Below are 25,607 nucleotides of genomic sequence, written 5' to 3'. Positions count from 1 at the left end.
CGAGGTAGGCGTCAAATCGGCTGATCTCCATATCCTCGATCTGCTCGATTGAGGTATGCAGATGGCGCGCCAGTGCGGCTACCGCGTCAATGTGGGGATAGCCTCGTTGTCGCCTGCCGCCTGTCCAGCCAGACGGCTCGCCAACTTTCCCAGGAGCGGGCGGATTTCCTCGCCGATCTTTTCAAAGTCATCGAGGTCCAGCTCTTCAATGACGCCCATTGGCACGCCAGCATTGGAGGCAAAGATGGCGATGCTCTTACGCACCTCGCCATCCACCAGATCAGAGGCAACGAGGTCTTTGGCCTTTAGTTTGCGGAAGGTCAGGCTGGTATAGGTCTTGCCTTGATATTCGACAGGCAAACCAAGCTGCATCGTAATTGTATCTGACATCAAAAGCTCCAAACGAAAAAGCCCGCACGAGGCGGGCATTGATAGTGATTACGGATTTAGCGATCAGAGTAACAACGCATTTCGAATGCTCTGATACTGGCTGACTCCATTCACCTTGATGTCGAAGTCATCCATCTCAATGATGGAGCGCCCGCCGATCTCCAGCTTGAACTCATGCACCGACAGATTGAATGTGGTCTCAGCCTTTGAGCCTGCTTCCCATGCACCCGGATCAAACTGGCGCAGAAACCCGCGCAGATACGCGACGGCGCTGGTCGTGGTGCCATCCTCATCAACGAGTGCACCCGTGACAAGGAAGTCTTTCACCACACCAGGTGCCAGACCAAACAGGCCGATGACCGCCGGATCAAATGCGGTTTCAACGAAGGATGCTTCGAGCTTGGAATAGCCGAGATTCACATCGCGAGCCTTGATCATGCCCGCGTTGCAGAACTCCTCGACCGTGACCTCTGGCGTCGGCAAGGTCACTTCCCGCGCCTGACCGACGCGGGAGATGCGATCCACGAAGATCGTGGCGTTGCGCAGAATAAGGCGCGGCTGTTCAGATGCCATGGTGCTTTCTCCTGATCTATCAAGCTGCGCTTAAAATGCCGTCGCTGGTTTCTGCCAGCACCCGGTCACGCAGAACGGCGTAGTAGGTGATATCTCGGTGTGCAATCACGCGAATGTCCTCCATAGGAGCCGGAGGCTCAAAGGCCACGCCAAGCGTTATGCGACCCTGAGCCATGGTCTCATTGGTATTGCGCTCTGGATCGAGCCACACACGCCCGCCAAGGATTGCACCTTCAGCCTGCAGCATCTTGAGGAAGGCGTTGCCGCTCTCGATCAGGAGCTTGAGGTTTGCCATCGAGAACGGCCGATCCACGAAGTCGAGATATGCCCGCTCAATCGCTTCATTGATGAAGTCAGCCGTGCGGCGGACAGAGAGGAACTGCCAAAGGTCATCGCCGGTCGCGACGCGGTTACCCCAGGTGCGATAGCCTTCGCCATTCAGATTAATGATGGTGGCAACAGCCCGCTCATTGAGGTAGTTCGCCTGCTCACCATAGGTGACTGGACGGGTGATGCCCGTGATGCCGTTGATTGGTTTGTTCGATAGCGACCACCAGAATCCGAACTGCCGATCAACACGGCATTGCACGCCAGCAAAACGTGCTGATGCAGGCCGCGGTACGTTGGCATTGGCGACCGTATCCCAGACCTGCACCTTTGGATCGATGATATAGATGCGCTGGCTGTTGATGAGACTGCGATAGTTGACTGCGGCCTCATCGGTTGTATCCGGGCCATCGACAAAAGCGACAGCACGAAGCTTTTCTGTGACGCCCATCAGCTCGGCCACAACAGGATTGATGGTTGTGCCAGCATGGGCTGTCGCCGTGGCCCCAGTGCCTCCACCACCTGCGACGGTGACTGTTGGATTGACGTATCCAAAGCCGGGCTTGCGGATGATAAAGCCGGTGATCTTGCCATCTTCGACAAGAGCCTCCGCAACAGCACCCGTGCCGCCCCCGCCGCTAAAGGCAACGGTAGGTGCAGAAGCATAACCTGATCCACCCTCAGTTACCGTCACAGCCGTTACGACACCACCGACAACCGTAGCAACAGCCTGTGCGCCAGTACCATCGCCAGTGAAGATTACAGTTGGGGCTATCTTATAGCCGGAACCACCTGCCGAGACAGCCACAGTTGCCACAGCATCAGAAGCCAATGTCGCTGTCGCAGTTGCACCTGTTCCACCCTGCCCCGTAATCGTGACTGTCGGTGCAGACGTATACGCTGCCCCCTGGCTGGTAACATTGATGCTCGCAATACCGTCAACCGGAGTTGAAGCTGTAAAGCCCGGCGCGATCAGAATACGAGGCTTCAGCCCGAACCGGCTCTCGCAGGCAAGCGCTGCATGAACACCTGTCATCGCTGTGCTATCGCCGACAATGCGCGACAGTGTATCAGCCGCATCAACACCTTCACCAACACGATGCACGAACACGAGCGGGCCATGCTGGTCAAATATGTCATCGACTGCTGCTTTCAGCGTGCCCGTGGCGCCAAGCGTGCGCGCTTTCGTGGGACTGCCCTTGAGCAGGATTGTTTCACCTTCCGGCCATTGTGCCGGATCAGCATCGGGTGCAGTCCCGATAAGAAAGATAACCGCTGATTGGTCAGTTCTGATCAGAACCGGGTTTTCACCGCTCTCGGATACGCGCGTGCCATGGTGAAAGGATATATCTGCCATTGATGGCCTCCAGACATAAAAAAACCCGCCGAGGCGGGTGCAAATTGGAACCTGTGATTTTGTTGATCAGGATGGCCAAATGGCCACGACCGCACGTGCCGTTGCTTCATCGGGTGCTGCATCAATCTGCGCCTTGGCAGACAGGCGCGCCTGTTCGATTTGGCCTCCAATGGCCTGCCATTGGTTATGCATAGTCAGGACAACCGCTGCGACATCAGCAAGCGTAGCTCCTGTGATCCCGACTTCCATAGACAGGAATGGATATTCTCCTGCCCCCTCAGTGTCAGCATAACGCACAGCCTCTGCGGCTTTGGCCTGATAGGTCATGGCCTGTCCGCTGCCGGATGTGATGTATCTGTGCCGCTCAACCTCTGCTGCTGCATCAACGGCAGCCTTCAAGGCTAACTTGAGAGCATCAAGATCCACTCGCGGCAATGCCGGAGGCGCGAAAATACCATCGCTATACCTCCAGCCGATGGAGACGCCTTCATCACAGGGGATTGCGTTAAAAAGCGCGGCACCCTCAATGGTCTCAAGCAGGATGATATTGGTTACTTTTCCATGGTCTACAATTGCTGCAATTGGCATCGCCGGTCCTCAATAACGAATGATAATCATGCCCTGGGCACCACTTCCACCAGCGTTGGTGTTTCCGCCACCTCCGCCTGCTCCACCACCACCGGGGGACTGTCCGGGACCGCCTGTGTACGTAGTGACAGCCCCGCCAGCGCCTCCGAATGCAGTGCCTCCGCCATTGCCGCCATGGGCACCGCCTACAATGTTTCCTGATCCCGACCCGCCATAGCCGCCGCTTATGTTGATGCCGCCGCCTGTCGCGGATCCGCCAGCTCCACCGCTCCCGACCGGATTAGATCCACCTCCACCACCGCCGTTGGCAACCAGAGCGCCGAATGTCGTGTTGCCGCCATTTGCCCCTCCGCCACCTGGGTTGCTGTAGCCTCCTGCGCCCACCGTGGCCGCGATGACCTGTCCGGGTGTGACCGCAAGTCTGGCACGACAGTAACCTCCTCCACCGCCGCCACCCGCAGACTGGCCGACGGTACCAACACCGCCTCCGCCACCTCCAGCGCCCCACAATTGAACATCGATGGAACTGACGCCGGATGGCACCGTGAAGTTTCCGGATACAGTCATGATGTGCAGTCCGGCCTGCGGTCGCGCTGCCAAAGCCGCATGGGTGAAGGCGGTGGTCGCAATCTGTGTGGTGTTTGTGCCAGTGCTTGCCGTGGGCGCTGTTGGCGAGCCTGTGAAGGCAGGAGATGCAAGCGGTGCCTTGTCACCGATTGCAAGCGTCAGCGATGCAAGATCATCGGCTGATGCCTTATCGCCTAATGCAGCGGCGAGACCCGGCACATCTTCAAGGGCATGTGTATGTTCGGAAGGCGGAAAGTCTGATGGCTTGTCAGTGATGTCAGGCCATGCAATCTCATCAGATGGTATTGCGGCAATTGCTGTTGCAACGAATGCCGTTGTTGCAAGCTGCGTTGTGCTGGTTCCTGCTTCAGCGGTGGGCGCTTCTGGAATACCGATTAGTACCGGAGAGGCAAGCGGTGCCTTATCTGCCACCACCTGTTCAAGGTCTGATACATCTTCGGCCAGCTCAATGACATTCCCTGTCAGATCAGACAGATCCTCAGCAATGGCTGCAACAGTCGATGCAGCAGCCTTCGCATCCAGCGCATCATCCAGCCCGACAACATCAGCAATCGCATGCTGATGAGCGTCTGGCAGGAATGCATCCGGCTTATCTGCCAGATCTTCCCACGTGGGAGGCGGCAATGGTTCTGGCGTAGCGGCTGTGACAAGAGCCGCCAGTGGAACCGCAACGAGGCTTGCCCCATCAATCGCGGGCAACAGCTCATCGCCATGAAGACTTTCCCGCAATGGCATATCATTCCGGGAAGCAAGATCAAGTGCATTATCGTTCGTCATCGCGTTCACCATCTGATGATGATCAACCCGGGAGCGCCTGCGCCGCCGGATGAGCTATAGGAACTACCACCTCCTGCACCACCTCCACCGGGTATTGCGCCTCCAGCAGATATGCCGTGCCCAGCGCCACCGCCGGGACCGCCGAAGGGTGAGCCACCTCCTGCACCGCCAGTCACATCAGAACCAGCTGCACCGGATGAACCATCTCCACCACGGGAATTGATATCGCCACCTGCTGCGCTGCCACCTTGCCCACCATCTCCGGAGGGATTTGGCCGACCACCGCTGCCGCCGTAGGCTGTCATGGGACCGAAGGATGTATTTCCGCCAGTTCCCCCGCCACCGCCGAGCGCGCCAGCTGCACCGCCTGCTCCGACGATGCCTGTAAGCTGCTGGCCCGGCGTGACAGAGATCAGCTTACGGGCATGGCCACCCGCTCCGGCACCGCCGGATGAACCTCCCATGCCGGTGCTGCCACCTCCACCGCCACCACCCCAGATCGCAACATCAATTTTTGTCACGCCAGCTGGCACTGTGAAAACGCCATATGAGGTCATCACATGGATGCCTTCGGGAATGGCGAGTAGAGCTGCGGCAAGGCCGGATGGTGTCACGGCGCGTGTTGCATCGGTTCCTGCCGTAGCTTCGGATGTGGTTGCGAGTTCAACGAGACCCGTCCGGTCAATGGTTGCCGTGCGGGCGGATAGGCTGGCTGGTGTGACAGCCCGTATTGTATCGGTGCCAGCCTGCACCTCAGCATTGGTGGCAAGCTCGATCAGCCCCCTGTCATCTGTAGTGGCATGCCATTCGGTCCAACCAGATGCGGTTTTGCGCCAGTAGATTCCTGTATCAGATGCGCAGACAACTGAACCAGTTGGTGCTGTTGCCATGCGCCAGACGATACCGTTCCACATCATCAATTTGCCAACTGAACCAGACCATGCCCCGGTTGGTGCTGCAGGCACCAGATAGAGATCACCTTGCAACGATATTGCTGGCGGCGTCCTCACTGTCGCGCTATTGACCGCTATAAATGGCGGACGCATGAGGCGAGCGATATCGACGCCAGAATCCGGCAAGAAGTTCACCGTGATCTGCGCCGTAGATGAGACCGGAAACACGATATCGGTCGTCAGCTCTACAGCCGCGCCCTGCCCCGGCGCGCGCTTCTCCACTAACGGATGGCGGGCGATGGCAATCAGATCACCATCCGCATCAAACACACCGATTTCACGGATGTTGAACGGCCCGTCTGTCTCAGGAATGACAGACGTTACCCGCCACATCTGTAGATTGACCGGATCGCGCCCGCTCGACACCACACCGTAGGCATTGCCGACACGGTGCACCAGATCAACCATGGTCTCATTAGGCGTGATCTCGGCACCATTGCCGTCACCAACCCGGAGCGTTTGCAAAACCAGTGGCGTTCCGCCAATGGCAGCGGCGAGTTTCTGCTGCCCGACGAGCGTCAACACGCCCAGGTAATCATTAGCGGCCATGGTTAGTCCTGTAATTCTAGTGAACTGTTATAACGACGCGCATGCGGCTACGAACAGCAACGCCTGCAAAGAGAGAAGCACGCGCATCAAGTTGGGTAACGGGATCAGTGACAGGCGATACCCGGATATGCGAGTGCACAACTGCGCCGGAGTAGACGGGAACGCTAGCCCCGGAAACATGCATCTCAACCGCCTCAAGCCATGAACGCACATTCTTGGCTCGCAGCGAGATGCGCTCCATGCTTCTAACTTCACCATCAGTCCATGGACGACCAAACGGCGAAGTCAATTTGTAGCGATACGTATAAGGATCTCGGGGTGGAACAGCCTGCCACCATTCCGTGACTTCTATTCCATAGCCAATCGCTTCTATGGCGATCTGCATTGCACCTGCACTGCCCTTGACCGCATGAAAGCCCCAGGATGCGCCTATCACCGCCCGCTGTGTCGCTTCAGGCCAGTCACGCTGCCATTCATCCACCGACCACTCCCAGGCGAGCCATGGGAGCAATACAGCTGGGCAACGTTCCCAGTTCAGAACATCAGGGATGCTCCAGGCATCTGGCAAAGCAGCAAAGGCGGCGGCAAACGCTTCTGACAGGGCATGCTCATAGTCACTTGGATCAGGCAATAAAGAGCGCTGCTGGCGGCCATTCCATGGCCTGCGACCGAACCCGATTGAACTGCCGCCAATCTTGACCGGAATTCCGCCGATGACCAGCGGAACAACCGTGCTACCGTCATCATAGGACAAGGTCATTGAGCACATCCGTGGTGACAGTGATCGACTGCGCGAAGGCAGCTTCCTTCGGGCCAGGCACGATATTGGCAGCAGGCGAGATTACCTCGACCTCCTCTATCAGCGCTTTGCCCTGCTCATCGACAATACTGGCAGCCGCCGCGATACCTGATACGGTCACTATTGCTTCAGCCTTATGCCTATCAGTGACATGAGCTGTGACCCGCGCTAAAACCCGTTGACGGATGAGCTCATTATCCGGCCCCGGCAGCACCGTCAGCTTGACTGAAACGTCATAGAGGATGATTTCTGCAGCCTCGACAAAGACTGGCCGATCTGTCAGGGGACGCACTGTTGCAGCCGAGAGTTTGCTACTCACTGCATCAAGCACAGCCTGTGGTGCAGTACCATCCCCGCGCTTGTCCAGCACGATGACCAGCACCTCGCCCGGATCAACCAGACCGCTCTCAGGCCCATAAATGGCAACAGACTTGATCTGCGGATGCGCCTCAAGCGCCCACCAGATATAGGCGCCATAAGGCCCAGCAGTGCTAACCGCCTCAACCGCCATCTGGCGACGGCGGCGCAGTTCCTCATCGCTTTCAAGGACAGCCGGCACAGGTGGTATCGCCTGCGGATTAACCGGATCAATCACCCGCCTAGTTAGGCCAAACTCTGATGCACGATGCTCAAGATAAATGCCCCAGGTAGAGGCAAGCATCACCGCCCGAACAGCATCATTGTACTGCTGCTTGGCAAGCGTGACGCGCCAGGCGCATTCCTCAATCAGTGTGAGTGTTGAGTTGTTTTCGAGGAACAGCGTATCAGCCGCAGGAAGCGCCGGATTGATCGCACGCTTCGCATTCCAGCGAGCAATGAAGCTTGCGCGGATAGCATCCACCTCGGCTTCATAATTTGCCGGAAACAGATCCGGCACACCGCCAAGACGGGCGAGATCGATATCCTCGAAACGGCTCATAACCTGACCTCTGCCCCCCGGACACCCGCTGGTGTCGTATCGCCCAAATGCCCGCGTGGCAGATATTGCCCTCGAACCGTAATCGTCAGCCGCCCAGACGCCTCGGCCTGGTTGACATGCACCTTCTCCAATTTGAAGCGTGGCTCGCCATATTGACGCCCTTCGATCAAACGTGGCTGGAGCGCCTCGGCCACGGCACGGATCACGCGCAGCATGTTTTGGCTGTTCATTGGAGCATCAATCATGCCCGTCAGATCAGAACCAAACAGGCGGCGCATCACCCGAGTGAAGCGAGGAGTAGTCAAGCTCAAACCGATTGACTGGCTGACATGCTCCCAATCGGTGATGATGGCCCCTGTCTCACGGTCGAAGCCGACAGAATCCGCCACGGTCAGCTCTTTTTTGGCGTGGGCTTCGATGCGCCAGCTTTAGGCACCTGCGGTACCGGTTGCACCAGTGCAAGGCGATCATCATGAGGCGGCAGGAAGTACTTTGCCTTGTCCTCGGTGAGCTCCACCTTGCCACCGGCGTGACGATACGTTCCGGCCAACCAGCCGGTCTTTTTGACTTCGTAAAGCGGCATAATGCCCTCCATGTGCGGGAGAATTCCAAGCCTTATTAATGGCTTATCAACTGATAGCTTTAGCCATGTTCGAGACCAAGGCATCGAAAAATTTACGTGTTCTGACAGTGCCAAATTCATTGGCAATCTGCAGGAGGGTCTTACGATTAAGCTGCCCTGCCTTTTTCTCTACCCGCCACAAAAGCAACTGATCGTCCTCAGCCACTTTTTTGAGGTTGTTTACCAAATCAACCAACAGAAACTCCTCTGTCAGTTTTTGAGGGAAACATGGCCTGCGTCGGAAATCAAAACTACGGCTGCCTAACGTGAGACGCCCATGGCGTTTGTGGTTATAGATGACGGTTTCGTTATAAAGCTGCGTCGCTCCCACACCCAGCGCGTTGTATGCGTTAGGCGATGTTATAAGAAAGCGCTTATCTTTCAGGAATGCAGCAACAAGAATGGCATCGTCCGCCGGAGCCCTGCCGAATGCGGTTTGTTTTGGATGCAAGTAGAGGCCAGCGGAAAGTTTTACCAACTCCTCCGTTACCAGAAGCTCCTTGATATGCCTGTCCACGGCAGTTGACCATTGAGCAAGATTTTCACGGCGATAAACCCCACCAGGCTTTAGATGTTTGCGTAGTTCATCCAGCTTGCTCATGATCACTCCCCATTATCAGCATGGGAAACAATAACAATTATGCAAGAATTTTTATGAAAAATTCATGCAATATTTTACTCAAGCTACCTCAATTTGCCGGTGTGCCTGTGGTTGCAGGCCCAGCCATGACGCCACCGTGGATATGCGTGTCACCAATGTTTGCGCCATTATGGGTGACGGATGCGCCTTCAATCTTGACCGCACCTTTGAGAGTGATCTCAGTAGCTTCAAGCATCATATTACCATCTGTGATCGTGAGAGTGCTGCCGCCAACGGTGATGGAAGCGGTCGCTCCACCGTCGCTGACGGCAATGCGGGTGCTGCCAACTTCGAGAAGCACATACTCATCACCCTTTTGCGAAGGGCGCGTGTTGGTATCTGATGGTAACGAGGCCTCAATCTCGGCATCGGTCAGATCACCATTCTGCGAACGGACCCGCACCTGCTGGCCGATTGAGAGCGGAAAGTGCGTTCTGGCAGATCCGGCAGCTTGTTCCTGCCAGGGTATCCAATCAGACACAAAGTCGTTTGCCAGCTCAACACGGGCTTTACCCTTATCGGGATCAACCTCTGTCACAGTGCCTATACGCGAGCGATTACGGTTGCGCCGCTCAAGCTCGGCAATGCGATAATTGAGCCTGGCAAAATGCGCTGCCAGATCACTCATACCGGAGATCCTTCATCAGGTTGCCAATCGTAATCATGCGTCTCAGGCTGCGCATCTGGCGAAGCAATATCCGTAAACGTTGCATCACCAGGCACACCAGGTGGAGGCGTGATTAACAAGCCGTCAGCTTCATTGCGATTAAGACCAAATCTACGTTGAACCGTCTGCCAATCATAAGGCGCAGCATTCATTTCGATCTGGGCACGCATCAACGCCAGGGTTGAAGCGATCACAGGATCAATAATGGTTGGCTCATCACTCTCAGCTGGATATGCTGGATTTGGCACCCGCAAATCTGCTTCGCATTTATCGAAGAAGGCCTTCATGGGCGATCCGTCTTTTAGCGGCTCGCCTCGCAGCGGATCGACCACCAGATCAGCTGTGATCCTGATTTGTTGGGCCGCCAGTCGTGTGCCGTTCTGATCACCACTGGTACGCACGCGCTCCACTGCACGAAACGACAGAATGAAACTGCGCACAATCTCGGCCCAGCCATTATCCGGATCGGTCAGGACATCTGCAATCTGGCGGGCAACGATATCGGCATGAAGCTCGAAGGCATCATCCGTATCAGGAATACCCGTATAGACCGTGCTTTCTTCCGTCTCTGGATCAGTCACCACATGAGCAGCCGTCAGCCCGGTTTCGATCAGGATTTGCGTCGCACCATTGGGCGTAAGCGCCCGTAGTGTGACATTCGATATGCTATCTTTCGTGCTCGATGCATCTGTATAAACTGCGATCCATGGCTTTTTCTGATCGGTGCTCAGCGAGCCATCGGCTGCCATATCAAGAGCGCCAATCTGACTATCGAGTACATTATCGCCAACGAGTGTTCGTCCCCGCAGCGCCTGCACGGCAGCGATGCGAAGCGCTATGCGGACAAGACTCATGCTTCCCCCAATTCGATTACAAGCCGCGAATGCCCACGATCATCAACGTGCAGAACCTCAAAGCGTGGTTCACCCGGCCGTGAAAGTGCCCGTACGATATCGCCCTGCCGGAGAGCCGGCCCGGTGTAGTTGGCGCGGTTAACGTGCAGCTCAGCCTTTTGGGCTGTGATGCGGGTGCGCCAACTCTGCGACTGCCCGCCTGAGACATTCGATACCGTTCCACCTCCTGTGCGCAGAACAGCTTCGATCTCGATTTGCAGGCGGGAAGGATCAAGCTTCTTGGCTTCAAAGAAGGTCAATCGCACCGGCTCGGCAAAGACATGGTCGACACCCGCAAGCACCTTGTCGCGGATGTCGTGGAAGCGCGCGGGCTTCATGGTTCACACCATCAGGTGCGCTTGGCGCGCAGCAATGCGCCAGGACGGGTTGCGATATGCAGAGCGTTCGTCTGCACCTCGCCATGGATACCCTTGCCGTTCTGCATCGGCCATTGCTTTGCATAAAGACGCTGACCGAGCGTGTTGACGGTCTCTATGTAATCAGCTGGTGCGTAGTAGGTGCGGAACAAGCCTGGCACGCCAACCGGTACGAACTTTGCGCTGTTGGTCTGGATGCCGAGCAAGGCCCCGTCGTCTCCGCTGTCTTCGTTGGTGATCGCACCGTAGTTTTCCCAAACGATGCCACCGAACTCGAACATCGGATTATCAGCCCGGTTCTTGCCGATGTAGCTTTCCCGCAAGATCTGCGCTTCAGACCAGCCCTTGTATGTCTCACGCACTTCAGGGTGAGACAGTAGGTCATCAAAGAAATTATCGCCAACAAACGCATGGAGATTGGAGAACGGCACACCACCAAGAGCTGCCCGTGTCTTGCGTATGAAAGCAACGCACTTCTTGCGAAGAATGCCCTCTTCTGGATTAGCATTATCCAGATCGAAATCCACCTCAGTAGGCTGTGACACGCCGAACTTGTTGAAGAGGTTCAGCGTCTCGCCGCCCTTGTAGGTGACGATGCCCTGAATAGCGCCGATGCGGGAATATTCATCGGTGAGATCGAGATCCGCCACGTTCATGGAGATCTTTTGCCCGACGATACCCTGCACAGTTTGAAGGGCGGTTTCGCTGCCATAAGCACGAATGCCCTGCACTTCGTCAGCCACTACGCTCCAGTCGCGCTGAAAGTGGGGAATGGAAAGGCTCTCGATTGAGCGCTTTGGCATGTCACGCACTTCACCAGGCGCACCGCGTGGTGATGGCGCAACAAGCTGGATGCTATCACCGATGCGCTCCAATGAGATCGTCAGCGTAGTAACAGAGGTTGCGCTAAACAGACCCAGCTGCCCGAGGCGGCCGGGGCGAACGGCGATTTCATTAACGGCATCTGTCAGCGACGTTACGCTGAATGCCGGATTGGTTGCAAAGATATCGAGCATGGCTCGCTCCATAAAAATACCCGCTTAAAGCGGGTGGAAGATGGTCGGGATGATTGGAGTTGTGTTAGCGAGCGATGATCCCGCCACTACGCAATGAAGCGATGGCTTCTGCCTGCTGCTCTGCAGTCACAGCAGGCAGGAACTCCAGACAAACACCGGCTACTTCCGCATCGCGGGTGATGGCTGTGATCGGCGCTGTCTCACCGGCTCCGGTTTTCACACCGTAAAAGGCAACTGCACGAACAGCATCAACATCGTCAACGGCTGGATCGTAGGCAGCGTATTCAACGTCATCAGCGTCGATGCTCACCGCAACTTCAAAGACATCGCCCACAACAGTGGCCGTACCGCCTGCCGTGATAGTGAACTTCACAGCCTTGTTGAAAGCGGTGCCGTGAGTGGAGTTACCGATAGCGATACCATCAGGATCTTCCCACTTCACGGTGGTCGCAGCTGTCGCGATGCCACGGTAAATGCCGGGCTTGACGGCAGCTGATACGGCTGGGCTTGCAAGCACGATGGTCGCATTGCCGGTATTGCCTGAAGCGACAAAAGCCACTGCATTAACATTCGCTGGCACAGCGCGGCCTGCCAGCACTTGTCCAGGCTGGATGGATTGCTCTGCTGCAATCACAATGGCATCGCGCGAGCGGTTACCGCTTGCTTCCGAAATCAGGAACTCGCCTGGATGGCGCGCTTCAGTAAACCTTGTCATGGCAAATCCTCTTACTCAGAATGGGTTGATGGCAGGCTTATCGGGCCGTGCCATTGATGCGGGAGATGACCTTGCTCCAGCCGTGATCGCCACGAGCAACAGGTGCCTGTGATGAAAGCCCGGACCCAACTGCGCGCGCTGCCTCATAAGCATTGGCATCGGGAGCAGTCGCCTCGGATGCGATCGGTGCGGCACCAAGGGCTGCCTTGATCTGCTCGACTGGCAATTCCGTGTCGAGCAGCGCCTCGGCCAGCTTCTCACGACCCTTGGCTTCATCAAGCGCCAGCACGGCTGTCCGGCGATCGCGATAGGCGCGAACAGCATCACTGGCTGCCTGCATACGGATGGTATCGATATCAACGGTCTCGGATGCCGCTGGCGTTGTGCCTGACATGGTTTTCTCCTGCTGTCTGGTTGCGGCTTTAGCCGCTGGTGGCGTGTTGTTTTTGGGTAGTGTCCAGCGTTGTGACTTGGCCAGCGCGGTAAGCGGTGCCGGTGCCTGCGCATAGACGCGATAGTCGAATGCGGCCCACGCGAGTGCCTGCTCTTCCTCGGCCTCAGTCGCGTAACCCTGCTCAACGGCCTCAGATGGATTAAGCCACAGCTCCTGCTTCATGGCGGCGCGAACATCACTGGCTTGCTGCCCGCTTCGATCCGCGTAGATAGCCGCCATCTGGGTGCCGATCTTGTCGAGCAGATCGCGTTGCTTTTCATGATCCTCTGCAGTGCCAGCGCTAAAGCTTGCTGGATCGTGGATCATCATCAGCGCGCCAGCACGCATCACGATGTCATCGCCAGCCATGGCGATTATGGAGGCAGCAGATGCCGCTATCGCATCAACCTCAACCCGCACCCGGCCTTTATGCGCGGTCAGCGCATTGAAGATCGCGATACCTTCAGAGGCTATGCCACCACCTGAATTGACCCGCACAGTGATGTCGTTGTCGCGACCATGATCGGCCAACGCCTCGATAACCTGAAGCGCGGTAAAACCTTCACCCCAATAGTTCTCACCCACCACACCATAGAGGTGCAGTGCGCCGTCCTGATAAATCGGCATTGTTTTATCCTTAGTATGGACGCATCCGGCCAGTTGCGGCATAGCGCCTGCGACGCGGCCTTACGCCCTGTTGTTCAGCGCAAAGGCGTTCGGCCTCGCGAAGGTCCGCCAGCAGCAATCCCATATCGGCTTTGGTATATTTGACATTGTCCTCACCAAAGCGCGCTTCTGATAGACCTTCGCCATCACGCAAGGCCTCGTACCGCTCGCGCAGCTTGTTGGCCTTCTCGCACCAGTCGATCATCATTCCACCTTCGCTGGTTCGCGTTGGCCGTCAGCTGCCATGCCATTGGGACCCGCGCCGCCGGTCATGCGTTCAAAAGGAATTGGCAGGCCCTGTTGCAGCAGCAATGCCTTTTCAGTGGCGCGTTGCTGCGAGACATCTTCCCAGTTGCGCCCTTGTAATGCGCATTCATCCGCAAGCGATGACAGGCCTGATTCCAGCCGCACCTTTGCAGCCATAGCAGAACGGTAATCGTCCGCTGTTGGCTGGCTCGGCCCCTGCCATTCTGTCCACGTGACCGCAGAACGGTTGGCAGCGAATGCGGTATAGCCACCCTTGAAAGGGATCTGCCTGGTGAAAATCATCTCATCCAGCCAGTTCTCATAGATCGCCTGGCAGAAGGGTGCTGCAATCCGCTCACGGCGACGCACCACGATTGGCCAGACGGACGAAATCCCCATGCGCACAGATGAGTAGGTCGCATTGGAATGATCCATCGACAGGCTCTCAAAGGTTACGCCAAGAGCACGCGCCATTTCCCGCTGAAGGTTCTGCGAGAACGGCAGATACTGGCTGCCTGGCGTTTGAGCCGTATGCATCTGGAAGTCTTCGCCCGGCCCCAGATGATTGATCCGGGCTGGGTCGTTCATTGAGATGCCGCCGCCTTCCTTCAGCTTGTCGATGCGCTGGCTCCAGACCGAATGAAGGTCCTCCTTCAACTCATCATCATCAAGCGAACTGATGGCTTCAAACGCCTCAACCGATGGTTCCGGGCTTTTGATGGTCGCCGCAAAAACCGTCTGCATGAGAGCCGTTGCAAGCGTTGCATCGGCCAGCTGGTCAAACTGCGCAGCAACCTTCATAATAGGTGCTAACGGCGAGATGCCTCGCACACTGTCCGGGTTTTCGCCCCGGTCCATGACATGGATCACACGTCGTAGACCATTGCCATCCCATGCGGGAATATCGACCTCAGTTTCGATCCCCGCTTCCCGGCGCAAGAACCGGTAATGCGTAGCGCGACCATTGCTATCATGAAAGATGCCCTGATCGAGACCAGCAAACTCCTGCGTCTCACGCTTGAGCCTATGCGGCGCAACAAGCGAAATCTTGGTGCCTGTCTTGATCCCGTAAAGCACACGCTGGCGAGCTGGCAGATAATCCAGCACGCCAATCGCTTCACCGCCAGCGAGATAGTAGCGGATAACCCCATCGAGAACTTCCGGGATCGTCGCTTTGCCGGCGAGATCGCATTCCTCCGGCGACCAGGCGAACTGCCGCCAGCGTGCTTCAACCAGTTTGCAGAATGCAGACTTTTCCGCATCCGAATAACCAAGTCTGGCAAGATCCGGCCTGCAGCTCAATTGCAGTTCGTTGCCGATGGTGTCGGTGATGATCTGCTGGGCCGCACCCGCAAGCCAGCCCGAATTCTGCATGAAGTCCCACGCGAGGGCAGAGGCACGCTCTGCAGCTTCACGAACATTCACTCCACCATCGCGTGTGACCGCGCGGCGCATGTGCAGGATGCCTGAGCGATCCCCGCGCAGATATTGCGCACGCACCGGTGCCGTCTTCCCGCCCGGCTTGTTCGTGCGTGAAGACTGGCGACGTGTCATCGATACGCGCTCCATCGTTGCCGCTCTTTGGCAGGCGGTTTTGGTTGAGGTATTGCAGCTTCGGGATATGGCGCTTCTTGATCCGTGCCGATCTTCGGTTTGATTTCACTCACGCGTGGTTGTGATCGTGCGCTGACGAGGCCCATCATATGATCTTCAAGATCAAGTTGTGCTTCCGGCAACGGCATCTCACGTTCAGCCTCAAGACGGTCCCAGCGGGTTTCCAGAAAATCACGCACGCCGAAATGCGTTGCAGCTGCTTCCGCCTGCACCATCGTGTCGAGCATCTCGTTTTTCTGGTGCACCTTCACCCAGCGGTACTTGATAAAGCCGTCTCGTTGACGTTCTGGCTTGCGCCGTTCTGCGGTCAGCTCCAGAAAGTATTCATCCGCAAGACCACTCGGAATGCCGACGTAACCACGGGCCAGCGGGTCATCGCGCATGAGGTTACGATAAAGCCCCATCTTGAACACTGACTGGTTGATGTTGAAAAAGCGACGCGAGTAGCGCAGCAGTTTGCCCGTCTTGCGATCCCGTTCCTTCTTCACAAGCGCAATCAGCGGAACGGCCTCGCTATAGACGCCGCGCACCATGATCACTTTTGATACCGGATGCCGCCGCGCCCAGCCGAACACATCTTCGGTTGAATCATTGCCGTCGATTGCAAGTCGATCGATACCAATGGCGCGACCAGCAGCATTGCGCCAGGTTGATTTGAGCAGATCATCAAGCCCGTCGCGGCATTCCTGCTCGCTGATATGACCATTGATGATGCCATGATCGATGACAAACCGTCGCCCGTCCCGCGTCCAGGCAACAGCCTGCCACGCCACGAAATCCTTCTGGCAGTCAACGCCAACCGTAACCACAAGGCCACCCACGGGAATGGTGCCACGCTTATGACCGGTATCGTCCGCGCGCTGGCGCAACATCTCCCACGGCGGCGCTTCACCTTGAGCCTGATATGCCTTGCCGACGGTGTCGTTCAGAAACACCTGCTCGGCAGCAGGATCGCCCTGTGCTTTCAGATATTCCCGCGCGATACGCTCAAAGCTCTGCAGGGGCGAGTAAGCCGACCACAGATAGAACGAGCGATGCTCGCGAGACGCCTGCGAATTGCGCGCCACCCATCTGCCATAGCGCAGCATACCTGGACGGTGATGTTCCATGATCAGCGCGCCACACGCCTTGCAGGTGAAACAGGCTTTCTCAGGATGCTTGTCGTCAATCGTCTCCTGAAAATTCTCCCAGTCGAGCGTCTGATATTCACCGCAAAGCGGGCATGGCACCTCGAAGTGTTCCTGCGAGCCTGCTAAAAAATTCCGCGTGATCCGGCACCCCGGTGCCACCATTGGCGTCGAGATCTTGAAGACCTTAGCAAATTCCTCTGCGCGCGAACGGCTGTCCGCCTGCTGCTCAGGATCACCTGCCGCGTTGATATCCCACTTGGAGAGATCATCCTGCACCTGCCTACGGATCGAGATCATCGACAATGATGCTGGCGAGTTCGCACCAGAAATCAGAATGGCTCCGCGACCGTCCATCCGCTCCTTGTAGAAAACGCTATCCGCACCATCGCGTGACTTCGAGGAGAAGACGCTCCGCATCACCCGCGTGTTCATCAACATCGGCGCCAGCTTCATCCGGCTCCAGCGACGCGCATTATCCTCAGTCGGATGGACGTAAAGGATATTGCTCGGGGCCATATGACTTGCGCCCAGCACGAAGATGTTGGCCAGCACCGTACCGCCCAGCTGCGCTGACTTCGCGAAGGTCACAAAGCGGCATGGATCGTCTGGCCCCAGTGCGCGGAGGATCTCCGAAAAGTACGGGAATGCATTCGGATTATAGGGCCCAGCCAGAGGCGACTCGCGTTCGTCAAAAACGATATTGCTGGTGGCCCATTCTTCAAAGTCGACAGGCGGCGGAGGCTGCAATATCTGCGCCATCGCAAGGCGGGCAAGACGCGCCGCATTCGCAAGAATAACCGGCATGATTATTACTCCGGCTCGTCTGCCGTTTCGATAAATTCGGGCATGTCTTGTGCCTCATGCTTACATGCAGATGCTGCCCGTTCGCGCACATCCCGGAACTGCTGACGCAGCAGGTGCAATACATCGCGAGACGGCAATTCAAACTGGCCCGCAACCGCCGATGCAAAATCCGGCAACGCTCCTTCAAAGATCGTAAGCATCGATCCGGCCAGTCGCGTCATTTCGATCTGTGCATCCTTCGATAAGGTATAAATCCCGCGCGCAGCCATTTCCTCGCGCTGCATACGCGCGGTCGTCATCTCGGCTTGCGCCAGCTTTTCGGCAGCAATCCTTGCTTCAATCGATAGGGGTTGGTGTATCTGCGCCTCAATGCTCTCCTCTGGCAGTCGCGTGCCAAGACCATTGAGGCCATAGCGCTGACTGGTGCCGAGCCTCAATCGCAGTTGCTCTGAAGCAGGCTTCACCCGGATTCTGGCGCTGCGACCTTCGCCCTCCAGCCCGGAGGCGTCGATCTTGCCCTCCGAAATCCACTGCGTCACACGGCCGGGCGAGACGCCACACAGCATCGCGAACCGGGATTTGCTGACGACATCAGATTGTTCTGTCATCACTATAATCCTGCAGACCGTCCAAACACACGGATGCCCGCTTATTATCAGACAGATTGAATTGCGATGCGATTTCCCTCGCTATCAGCAATTTCGGCGACAAAGCCATTTTCGTTGATAGGTGTCTTTGGAAATAGAATTGCGCTTCCCTGGGCAACCGCCTTGGTCAGGACATCATCAATATCTTGGACACTGAGATAGATGATTGCTCCATTTTGAGTGGGAACGTACACATCACCTTTGACGAGCGCCCCGCTGGCGCCATCTCGCCCTTCCTCGAAGGGGAAATAGGCCATTTTGTTGTTGTGGATTGTCACAACGTCTCCGAAGTTCACCCCAAATACGGCACTGTAGAAGCGCATTGCTCTGTTGAGATCAGTTGCGGGAATTTCGACGTGGGCAATTAAGTTCACTCAGGAGCTCCTTTGTAAATGGCCTCAGCCATCGCAGACTATGCAAAACTCCAACCGTCATTCCAGAGAATAAGGGACTGTGGTAGAATTTTCTATGGCACGATCTTTCAGGAATAGATCGCGCGCAATTGCTGCTTCTACCGGAGCGGTGGACGACTACGTGGGGCATGACAGGCCGCTATTGGCCAATTTGAACCCCGAAAGACCTCTAATACCCAGCAAAATATCGCTTTACGCCTCTCATGAGATCGAGCTTCATAAGCTCTCGAATTCTACCGCGCATCATGACAAAAGATACAGATAATCAGCTATCTACAGAGTTTGGGAACCTCTGCCTGATTTTAATTTTAGCCCCGACTTTAGGCTTCGATTTGAGGTATATCTACTGAGCCCTCGGGCGCTTTCCTGCCCGCAGACGGCCGGGGGTGCCAAAAGGGCCCCGAACCGGGGGGCGTCAACCGGGAAGCAGCCGCCCGATCTCATGACGCAACCGCTGCTCAAGATTGCGATCCACCGCAGCATGCCATGCCTGCACGGTCGCGCCCTTGACCATCTCGGCCGGGATGATGACACCGGAGCGCACGACTTCAAACTCGCCCGCGCCCGTTCTGCGAAAGACCTGCCCATTCCAGTTTGATTTGATGATGCGATTCTTCCAGATCCAGCCAGCACGCATGAACGTACCCGCAAACACCTTGCGCTCTCCCCATGGAGAAGCGGCAACGCCCTTGCGGGTTTCCCGCGCCCTGAAATATTTGAGCCGGATATCACCACCGCGTGTGGTCATCGTGTAGGACAGATCACCAAAGTGCGGACGCTTGATCCGCACAGCTCGATGGATCACCCGCTTTTGCGGCAAACCGGTTTGCTGCGCGAGTGCACGAACGACCTGCTTGCGAGCACCATCGCCCGTCCTTGCCAGAGCACGCTGCATAGCAAGTGGAGCCTTTTTGCCCAGTGCACCCAGCTGGTTACTGAAACGCGCCAGAACGCCATCAGCTGTTATGATCAGGCGCATGGCTGGCTCCGTATAACAAAAAACCCCGCGTCCGGCTGGCTGCGAGGTTATCTCTTCTTTGTGGCTTCTCACCATGGATGAAGCTATGTCAAGCTCACGTCGCATGTCAAATTTTTGCGGGGTTTTTAAAACTCGGCATCGCACAGTTCATGTGCATGAATCATTTCCCATGGTCTTTGCAGATGGCTTGTAGGCGTGATGAGTATTGTTTCCAGCTTGTCCGCCAACACTTCCGTCAGACGCTCCAGCGACTGATGCCAGATTTCATATTCGGCACGGTGCATGATGAGGTGCGCTGGATCCGGGAATAATTCTTCTTTCCGGTAGGCATCCCTATATGGACGGCGCGCTGAACGGTTAAAGCCATCCACCTCAACCGTGATATATTCAGCCGCAATACCGAGCTTGTCATCAGCTGGTGAGACCTCGACCTCTTCAAGTCGAAACCATAGCGGCTCGCCATTAAGCGACGTAACAATCCGCCGCCTAATCGGATAGCCTTCCCAGTCCGGCGTTCCACCCAGAATGGCATGGCGCTGAATGAGCGCATCTGGCCTTGCCTTCATCCAACGCTCAGCGTTGCTTCCAACAGGCGCAATCCGTTCAAGCGCATGCTCAACAGCCTCGCGCCCCAGCGTACCAAGGTCGCGCATATCTGATAGCGGATCCCAGCCATCAGGCACCGCCACGGGACAGCTATTCAGCTCAGTCACCGCCTCATGGATACGCACGGCATCCTCATGAGGTACATCGGCGCCGGAGAAGTCAGGCGCAAGGCCGAAGGCGTTTTCTGGACGTGGCGATATATCTACCAGCGCAAGGTAATCACCGAAGTGCTCGACACTCTCCCAACCGCGCGGCCATTTGGATGGTGTTAGCCGTTCGCTCAGTGACGGCGCTTTCGGCAGCTCATCCACGTACGCCCAACGCAATGCCTGTTCGATGCCCATAACCCGCATGGCTTTCCCTCTTATTGATTATCCAACCTATCCAACCTCTGAATTCAAAAACAAAAGGTTGGATAGGTTGTAATGCATTGTTTCGATTGCTGTTATCCAACCTTGCCAACCTATCCAACCTCATTTGCCAACTTTGGCGTGAGAGAGCGGGACCTGTAGGCGTTATCAGAGCAGTACGCGCACGCACGCGTACGCGAGAAAAGGTTGGATAGGTTGGATAGGTTGGATTTCGCATTGATATTAAACGCGAATTTCTATCCAACCTCATTGCAGATATCCAACCTCAGGTTGGATAATGGGCCTTCCACCCCTCAATGACCGGTCTCTCCCACGGTCAGGTTTGCGGCCATGCCACGGGCTGCTGCAGCGCTTCTGAATAGGCCGTGCGGCAGTCCTCCAGCGAGGGCAGAATGAAGCAGTTGCGCTGTCGCGAAACGCCCGTCTCATCGACAATGCTGATCTTGCGGCTTTGCAGTCCCGGTACGAGCTTTAAGAGCTTCATGCCGAGCTCTGTTTCAGCCGCCTTGCGACGGATGCCAATGCGCTCGGCTGCCGCGATGTAATCATCCACCAGCACGGACTTTTGCACACTGGCTGGCCACACCTCGCCATCGCGGGTGACGGCCCCACGCATCAGCGCCTCATACCACCACATCTCAACGCTATCGAACGAGCGCACCTTTTGCTCAAGCAACGCTTCCGTGCGCGGGATCTGGCGCAGGTTCACGCTATCAAGATCAAACGCCATCAGATCTGCAAGCAGAGCCTGGCGCCCGCCGTTAATCAGCTCTTCGTCCATCTCGCGGAAATAATCGTGGTTCTGGGCACAGCGCGGGTCGACATCCAGCACGCAGAAACGACGCTCATCCATGCCCGCCGGGATCACCCAGCCCTCGTTCGAGGTCATAATCAGCCGCAGGTAGTTGGTGAGCCGTATCGGATCTACACCCTTGGCCTCAATCTGCTGGAATGGCGATGTAACGAGGCCTTTCAAGCGCCCCTCTGCCGCCTTGTCGCCTGCCCAGACCGCTTCATCAGCCTGCAACAAAAGACATGACGCCATATGCGCATTGAACTGCCCCACGACATAGCGCGGGTCATCGACAAGGAAGTAATGACGCGGACAAAGCGAACCAAAGACCTCGCCCACCTTGGTCTTGCCAGAGCCCATACGCCCGCGCATCACCAGCGCGACGCCAAGGCGTTCACGCGGGCGCTGCACCATGTGTGCAAAGAAGCCTAACACCCATCGGAATGTCGCCTCATCGCTCTGGCAAACGTTGTTCAACAGATGATCACGAAACACCGCATAGCCGTTATCTTTCGGCACCGGCTTTACCGACCATCCAGACCATAGGTTGAGATAATCCGCCCGACCTTTGGCATTATCTGTATCGGGATAAAACTCGATGCCGCGATAGCTGCGCCGTCCCTTATCACCCAGCCATGCATTGGCCCAGGTCATGGGCTTGATCTTGCCATCACCGCCACGGATTTCTGTCCAGCGGTTGGAAAACCACGCGCGAAAGGCCTCCAGCGTCAGCACACGCTGCTGGTCCTCTACAGGTGCATCAGGCTGCTCCAAATACACGACCGCCTTCGATCCCATCAGCACAAGCGCATGCTCGCGGTTGATATCATCAACGCTGTAGCCAAAGGTTCGCGGTTTTGCCGGACGTGTTTTGGTTGATGCTGCTGTCTTGCGTGTAAGGCTCTCCACCCCTGTCTGGCAGGTCTCTTTCAGGGCGAGGTTCCCGTCATAGATTATTTCGGCATGCTCGATGGCGGCTGCTATAGCGTGGATGGCGTCACTGCTCATGCACTGCCTCCCTTACGCACTTGCATTGCGCATTATTCATTGACGATTGCAGCCCTGATGCGCATATAAATACGCATTGTATGACGCAGGTCCCGGCACGAAACATTGCCAAAATGGCAGGCTGGCTATGAAAGCCGCCTTTGCCCCACAAGCAGGAGGTAAAGCCATGCGAGCTTATTATGCGATTGTTGAGCAGGAAGGTGATAGCGCATACGGCGTAAGCTTTCCCGATTTTCCATCCGTTTTTTCTGCAGCGGATGAAGAGGATGATATCGTCGTCAACGCGATTGAAGCGCTGCGTCTTTGGGCTGAGGACGAAGAGCTTCCAGCTCCAACTTCTCTGCATGAGCTTCAAGCAAGACAGGACGTTAGGCAGGCTCTTGCAGCTGGTGCCTTTCTGGTTCGCGTTCCGCTGATCGAAAACGATACCCGCATAAAGCGTGCGAATATCACGTTTGAAACCGGTATGCTGAGAGCCATTGACGAGACAGCACAAAAACGCGGCCTGACCCGCTCTGCCTTTCTGGCAAGCTGCGCGCGTAAAGAAATTGAAGCTACGGCCTGAGCCAATAGGGGCACAGCCTGAGATAGTCTGTTTCATATCTGCCCTCTCAGCATGTCATTGAAGTCATAGCCATCACGCGCCCATGCCAGACGAATGGTGCGCCCCGGAGCAGAAAATCTTTGTGCTGCGCGACGCAGGGTTGTGCCGGTCAGAAAACGATCGCTATCGCCATCGCCGAGCAACACGATATCGGTCACGCTGTCAGGTATGGCTATTCCGGCAACCGACATATCTGGCACCGGTCCGGGCATGCAACGTGGCAAGCCATTTTGGCCGGTCTCGACCGGATGCGGCACCGTCTCAAGCGCTCGTCCGCCAAGGTTACCCAGATCGACTGAGGACCAGAACGCTGTATGCGAAAGGTCGTGCCCTGCGCGATGCATGACCGTCCATGGTGACAGCACCGTCTCGATGCCCTCTCCCAGCACCAGCCGGGAAGGACTTTCGCTGCCAGATATCAACTTGATAGCATTGCCCTGTTTGACACCGCGCACTTTCTTCGCGGGCAATTTCTCGCCGGTCTCAGGATCAACAATCAATGCCTTGCCATTTATCTGGTTTAGGTCAATCCAGGTGATGTGCAGTCCACGGAACACACCTGCAGCATCCTGAATAGCTGCCAGCATGGCAGGGCCTTGATATATCAAGCGCGCCTTGCCATCAGAGCCCGGATGGAAATACGGTACTTCAGGCGATGATCGCAGCACGTGCGTGTCTGGTACATCGAGACCGCGCAATTGCAGGTAATCTGCGACCACCGAACCCGGTATATGTGGCAAAGCATTGCTCCATATATCCCAGCATCGCGCGCGCTCCTGATTGCGGCGCTCCAGAGCCTTGCGCTCTTCTTGCGCAGCGCGTTCAACAGCCCTTGCGACAGCTTCAGGATCCGGTTCACTGGCTCCGCCAAGGGTATCAACTGCTTCACGGAATCCCTTGCCCTCTACGCGCTCAATCAAACGTATGACGTCGCCACCATCACAGCAGACAGCACAAACCCACTTGTCAGCACTCGCTTCAAAACGGCCTGCCGTGCGTGATGCGGTATTGCCCGAGCAGATCGGGCAAGGGCCAACCCAGCGGTTCCCCTTGTTACGCAGCGCTACATAGCGGCCTGCAACCTCATGCACCGGATTGCGCGCGCGCAGGTCATCAAGCACGGCATCGGGAATGCGAGCCATGATTAACTCTCCACGCACAGTTCAGCAGGCGAAGAAAACGGGCCATCTGAAACTCTTAGCGGCGGACGCCACTTGAAGGTATCCTGCCAACTTTCCTCGACATCCTGATAAGGATGCTCCGCTCGCCGGTAGAGATCGGCGAGCGCTGCGCAATCACGGCTGGCAGCGTCATGATACGCGCGCGCTTCCTCTGAAAGCGCAGAGTCCTGCGCACGGGAACGATGGGTGTTCTTCAGCAGCTTCAGGCGCGCAACCACCCGCTGGCGGTATTCGCGGCGAGCCAATGCTCTTGTTATGAATGCGAGCGAGGTCATTCCTGCCATGGGCTTCCCAATTCACACAGCGATGAAGAACGCACGAAGCGGCATCGAATGCGCGATACCGGGCCTTTCAGCTGTTTGTGGATTTGGCGCTGCATAGGGATCCTTGAACCTTGAGCGGCTGTATTTTCGCAATACATCGCTCCCATCTCTATTTTTGAGAGGAACATTCTGATTTTTTGAGGTATGGCTGGAGCCAGACAATGGCTTATTTGCGTATCTTTATCCGCAATTGCCGATATTTCAAGTGGTATTTATTGCGGACGTGCATTTATGTCCGAAATAGGCGATATTTCAGGTATGAAACAGGACGATTGGAAAATTCGTTTGGGCAATGCGCTCAAGGAACGCGACATGTCGGCGCGAGAAGTATCGCTGGCCGCTCAGCTCAACGCTGGCTATGTCCACTCTATACTGAAAACTGACAGGGACCCGTCTGTCGATCACCTGCGAAAAGTCTGTAAGGCCTTGGGTGTTAGTCTTTCCTATATCCTTTTTGGGATAGATCTGGAGGGCGACCAAGAGGAGACACTGAACCTTCTGATGTCAGCTCCCGCTGAGGCACGAGAAGGCATTTTGAAGATCCTGAGAGGGATGCTTCAAGCCGAATCGCAGGCATAGCTGACGCAAGGTCACGCTTCGGTATCATCTTCAATATCTGATATGCCTTTATCGCGTCCGACGCCTGCATCACACCCTAGCACTCCCTCTTTTTGGAACATTAACGAAACACTAACAGAGCCGGAACATAGAGAAAACGAAAAACTTTTGCATCCACATGCACCCTTTAAAGTTGTGGTTAACTGCGGGGGTAATAACTTTCATGTGGAGGCTTAAAATCCTTAATTTTCTTCATTTTATTGACACGTAGTGCTGCATTCAAAGCGCTGAAACTAGCCATCACACAACCGCCGTCGTATTCGCGTGCATCAATTGCAAGAACAGCAACAGCTGAGCCACAAGCATCCCAACAAGTGCATCACAGACTCACTTGCAGAGTGATTTGCGTGAAGAAGGCTCTACGCCTCTCTTAACTCATGAATTTCTTAAATGAGCATCAAAAATCATCGTCAATTGCCGA

Annotated in this window: 29 protein-coding genes; 2 read left to right on the top strand and 27 right to left on the bottom strand. The window is 56.1% G+C overall.

All coding sequences use genetic code 11. From position 1 onward, the window contains the following. Nucleotides 1–78 precede the first annotated feature (78 nt). The 25 genes from VRZ32_RS10240 to VRZ32_RS10120 form a co-directional block, all read right to left on the bottom strand. Nucleotides 79–390, bottom strand: coding sequence for a phage tail assembly protein (locus VRZ32_RS10240; protein ID WP_414525633.1), 312 nt, complete (start codon nt 388–390; stop codon nt 79–81). A 63-nt stretch (nt 391–453) separates the two neighbouring features. After that, complete coding sequence (locus VRZ32_RS10235) at nt 454–963, bottom strand: phage major tail tube protein (RefSeq protein ID WP_414525632.1); 510 nt, start codon at nt 961–963, stop codon at nt 454–456. A 19-nt stretch (nt 964–982) separates the two neighbouring features. Further along, nucleotides 983–2,647, bottom strand: a complete 1,665-nt coding sequence (locus VRZ32_RS10230) for a phage tail sheath subtilisin-like domain-containing protein (RefSeq protein WP_414525631.1) — start codon at nt 2,645–2,647, stop codon at nt 983–985. Between the two features lie 66 nt (nt 2,648–2,713). Then, nucleotides 2,714–3,235, bottom strand: a complete 522-nt coding sequence (locus VRZ32_RS10225) for a hypothetical protein (RefSeq protein WP_414525630.1) — start codon at nt 3,233–3,235, stop codon at nt 2,714–2,716. A 9-nt stretch (nt 3,236–3,244) separates the two neighbouring features. Continuing rightward, nucleotides 3,245–4,600 carry a hypothetical protein gene (locus tag VRZ32_RS10220; protein ID WP_414525629.1) on the bottom strand — a complete coding sequence of 452 codons (1,356 nt, stop codon included), beginning with the start codon at nt 4,598–4,600 and terminating at the stop codon, nt 3,245–3,247. A gap of 5 nt (nt 4,601–4,605) precedes the next feature. Further along, the gene (locus tag VRZ32_RS10215; protein ID WP_414525628.1) at nt 4,606–6,102 is read right to left on the bottom strand and encodes a phage tail protein; all 1,497 of its coding nucleotides are present in this window, start codon (nt 6,100–6,102) and stop codon (nt 4,606–4,608) included. A 16-nt stretch (nt 6,103–6,118) separates the two neighbouring features. Then, nucleotides 6,119–6,862: a phage tail protein I gene (locus VRZ32_RS10210; RefSeq protein ID WP_414525627.1), complete on the bottom strand. Its 744-nt coding sequence runs from the start codon at nt 6,860–6,862 to the stop codon at nt 6,119–6,121. Then, entirely contained in the window at nt 6,846–7,820 is a 975-nt protein-coding gene (locus VRZ32_RS10205) for a baseplate J/gp47 family protein (RefSeq protein WP_414525626.1), read from the bottom strand. Before VRZ32_RS10205 ends, VRZ32_RS10210 begins: the two co-directional genes overlap by 17 nt. After that, nucleotides 7,817–8,209: a GPW/gp25 family protein gene (locus VRZ32_RS10200; protein ID WP_414525625.1), complete on the bottom strand. Its 393-nt coding sequence runs from the start codon at nt 8,207–8,209 to the stop codon at nt 7,817–7,819. Before VRZ32_RS10200 ends, VRZ32_RS10205 begins: the two co-directional genes overlap by 4 nt. Nucleotides 8,210–8,211: 2 nt before the next feature. Next, nucleotides 8,212–8,403: a hypothetical protein gene (locus VRZ32_RS10195; protein WP_414525624.1), complete on the bottom strand. Its 192-nt coding sequence runs from the start codon at nt 8,401–8,403 to the stop codon at nt 8,212–8,214. A gap of 46 nt (nt 8,404–8,449) precedes the next feature. Then, nucleotides 8,450–9,043, bottom strand: coding sequence for a hypothetical protein (locus VRZ32_RS10190; RefSeq protein WP_414525623.1), 594 nt, complete (start codon nt 9,041–9,043; stop codon nt 8,450–8,452). A gap of 88 nt (nt 9,044–9,131) precedes the next feature. Next, nucleotides 9,132–9,710, bottom strand: a complete 579-nt coding sequence (locus VRZ32_RS10185) for a phage baseplate assembly protein V (RefSeq protein WP_414525622.1) — start codon at nt 9,708–9,710, stop codon at nt 9,132–9,134. Then, nucleotides 9,707–10,603, bottom strand: coding sequence for a hypothetical protein (locus VRZ32_RS10180; protein ID WP_414525621.1), 897 nt, complete (start codon nt 10,601–10,603; stop codon nt 9,707–9,709). Before VRZ32_RS10180 ends, VRZ32_RS10185 begins: the two co-directional genes overlap by 4 nt. Next, nucleotides 10,600–10,980, bottom strand: coding sequence for a hypothetical protein (locus tag VRZ32_RS10175; RefSeq protein ID WP_414525620.1), 381 nt, complete (start codon nt 10,978–10,980; stop codon nt 10,600–10,602). The genes VRZ32_RS10180 and VRZ32_RS10175 overlap by 4 nt, the downstream gene beginning before the upstream one ends. A gap of 11 nt (nt 10,981–10,991) precedes the next feature. Further along, nucleotides 10,992–12,035 carry a major capsid protein gene (locus VRZ32_RS10170; protein WP_414525619.1) on the bottom strand — a complete coding sequence of 348 codons (1,044 nt, stop codon included), beginning with the start codon at nt 12,033–12,035 and terminating at the stop codon, nt 10,992–10,994. A gap of 64 nt (nt 12,036–12,099) precedes the next feature. Then, nucleotides 12,100–12,750, bottom strand: coding sequence for a head decoration protein (locus VRZ32_RS10165; RefSeq protein WP_414525618.1), 651 nt, complete (start codon nt 12,748–12,750; stop codon nt 12,100–12,102). A 37-nt stretch (nt 12,751–12,787) separates the two neighbouring features. Further along, complete coding sequence (locus VRZ32_RS10160; RefSeq protein ID WP_414525617.1) at nt 12,788–13,810, bottom strand: head maturation protease, ClpP-related; 1,023 nt, start codon at nt 13,808–13,810, stop codon at nt 12,788–12,790. Between the two features lie 10 nt (nt 13,811–13,820). Next, the gene (locus VRZ32_RS10155; protein WP_414525616.1) at nt 13,821–14,057 is read right to left on the bottom strand and encodes a hypothetical protein; all 237 of its coding nucleotides are present in this window, start codon (nt 14,055–14,057) and stop codon (nt 13,821–13,823) included. Beyond that, nucleotides 14,054–15,649 (bottom strand): phage portal protein, encoded by a 1,596-nt coding sequence (locus VRZ32_RS10150; protein WP_414525615.1) that lies wholly within the window; start codon nt 15,647–15,649, stop codon nt 14,054–14,056. The genes VRZ32_RS10155 and VRZ32_RS10150 overlap by 4 nt, the downstream gene beginning before the upstream one ends. Beyond that, the gene (locus VRZ32_RS10145; RefSeq protein WP_414525614.1) at nt 15,646–17,643 is read right to left on the bottom strand and encodes a phage terminase large subunit family protein; all 1,998 of its coding nucleotides are present in this window, start codon (nt 17,641–17,643) and stop codon (nt 15,646–15,648) included. Before VRZ32_RS10145 ends, VRZ32_RS10150 begins: the two co-directional genes overlap by 4 nt. A 5-nt stretch (nt 17,644–17,648) precedes the next feature. Continuing rightward, nucleotides 17,649–18,251, bottom strand: coding sequence for a hypothetical protein (locus tag VRZ32_RS10140; protein ID WP_414525613.1), 603 nt, complete (start codon nt 18,249–18,251; stop codon nt 17,649–17,651). A gap of 47 nt (nt 18,252–18,298) precedes the next feature. Beyond that, nucleotides 18,299–18,664 (bottom strand): VOC family protein, encoded by a 366-nt coding sequence (locus VRZ32_RS10135; RefSeq protein WP_414525612.1) that lies wholly within the window; start codon nt 18,662–18,664, stop codon nt 18,299–18,301. Nucleotides 18,665–19,118: 454 nt separating this feature from the next. Then, nucleotides 19,119–19,682 (bottom strand): phage tail protein, encoded by a 564-nt coding sequence (locus VRZ32_RS10130; RefSeq protein WP_414525611.1) that lies wholly within the window; start codon nt 19,680–19,682, stop codon nt 19,119–19,121. Nucleotides 19,683–19,807: 125 nt separating this feature from the next. After that, entirely contained in the window at nt 19,808–20,641 is an 834-nt protein-coding gene (locus VRZ32_RS10125; protein ID WP_414525610.1) for a hypothetical protein, read from the bottom strand. A 334-nt stretch (nt 20,642–20,975) separates the two neighbouring features. After that, the gene (locus tag VRZ32_RS10120) at nt 20,976–22,460 is read right to left on the bottom strand and encodes a primase-helicase family protein (RefSeq protein ID WP_414525609.1); all 1,485 of its coding nucleotides are present in this window, start codon (nt 22,458–22,460) and stop codon (nt 20,976–20,978) included. 166 nt (nt 22,461–22,626) lie between these two features. Here VRZ32_RS10120 and VRZ32_RS10115 point away from each other — a divergent pair, with 166 nt between their 5' ends. Next, complete coding sequence (locus tag VRZ32_RS10115; protein WP_414525608.1) at nt 22,627–23,025, top strand: type II toxin-antitoxin system HicB family antitoxin; 399 nt, start codon at nt 22,627–22,629, stop codon at nt 23,023–23,025. A 32-nt stretch (nt 23,026–23,057) separates the two neighbouring features. On the opposite strand, the gene VRZ32_RS10110 is transcribed toward VRZ32_RS10115, so the two are convergent. Together VRZ32_RS10110 and VRZ32_RS10105 are read right to left on the bottom strand one after the other, a co-directional pair. Next, on the bottom strand, nt 23,058–24,206 hold the full coding sequence (locus VRZ32_RS10110) for a CHC2 zinc finger domain-containing protein (RefSeq protein ID WP_414525607.1): 1,149 nt from the start codon (nt 24,204–24,206) through the stop codon (nt 23,058–23,060). A gap of 2 nt (nt 24,207–24,208) precedes the next feature. Further along, nucleotides 24,209–24,529 carry a hypothetical protein gene (locus tag VRZ32_RS10105; protein ID WP_414525606.1) on the bottom strand — a complete coding sequence of 107 codons (321 nt, stop codon included), beginning with the start codon at nt 24,527–24,529 and terminating at the stop codon, nt 24,209–24,211. Between the two features lie 183 nt (nt 24,530–24,712). Between VRZ32_RS10105 and VRZ32_RS10100 the strand changes: the two genes are divergently transcribed. Further along, nucleotides 24,713–25,147, top strand: coding sequence for a helix-turn-helix domain-containing protein (locus tag VRZ32_RS10100; protein ID WP_414525605.1), 435 nt, complete (start codon nt 24,713–24,715; stop codon nt 25,145–25,147). Nucleotides 25,148–25,607: the final 460 nt, after the last annotated feature.

This window comes from Pseudochelatococcus sp. G4_1912, from assembly GCF_047501465.1.
GTDB lineage: Bacteria > Pseudomonadota > Alphaproteobacteria > Rhizobiales > Beijerinckiaceae > Pseudochelatococcus.
Note: the sequence above shows the minus strand (reverse complement) of the source record. Positions and strands in the feature narration are given on the sequence as shown.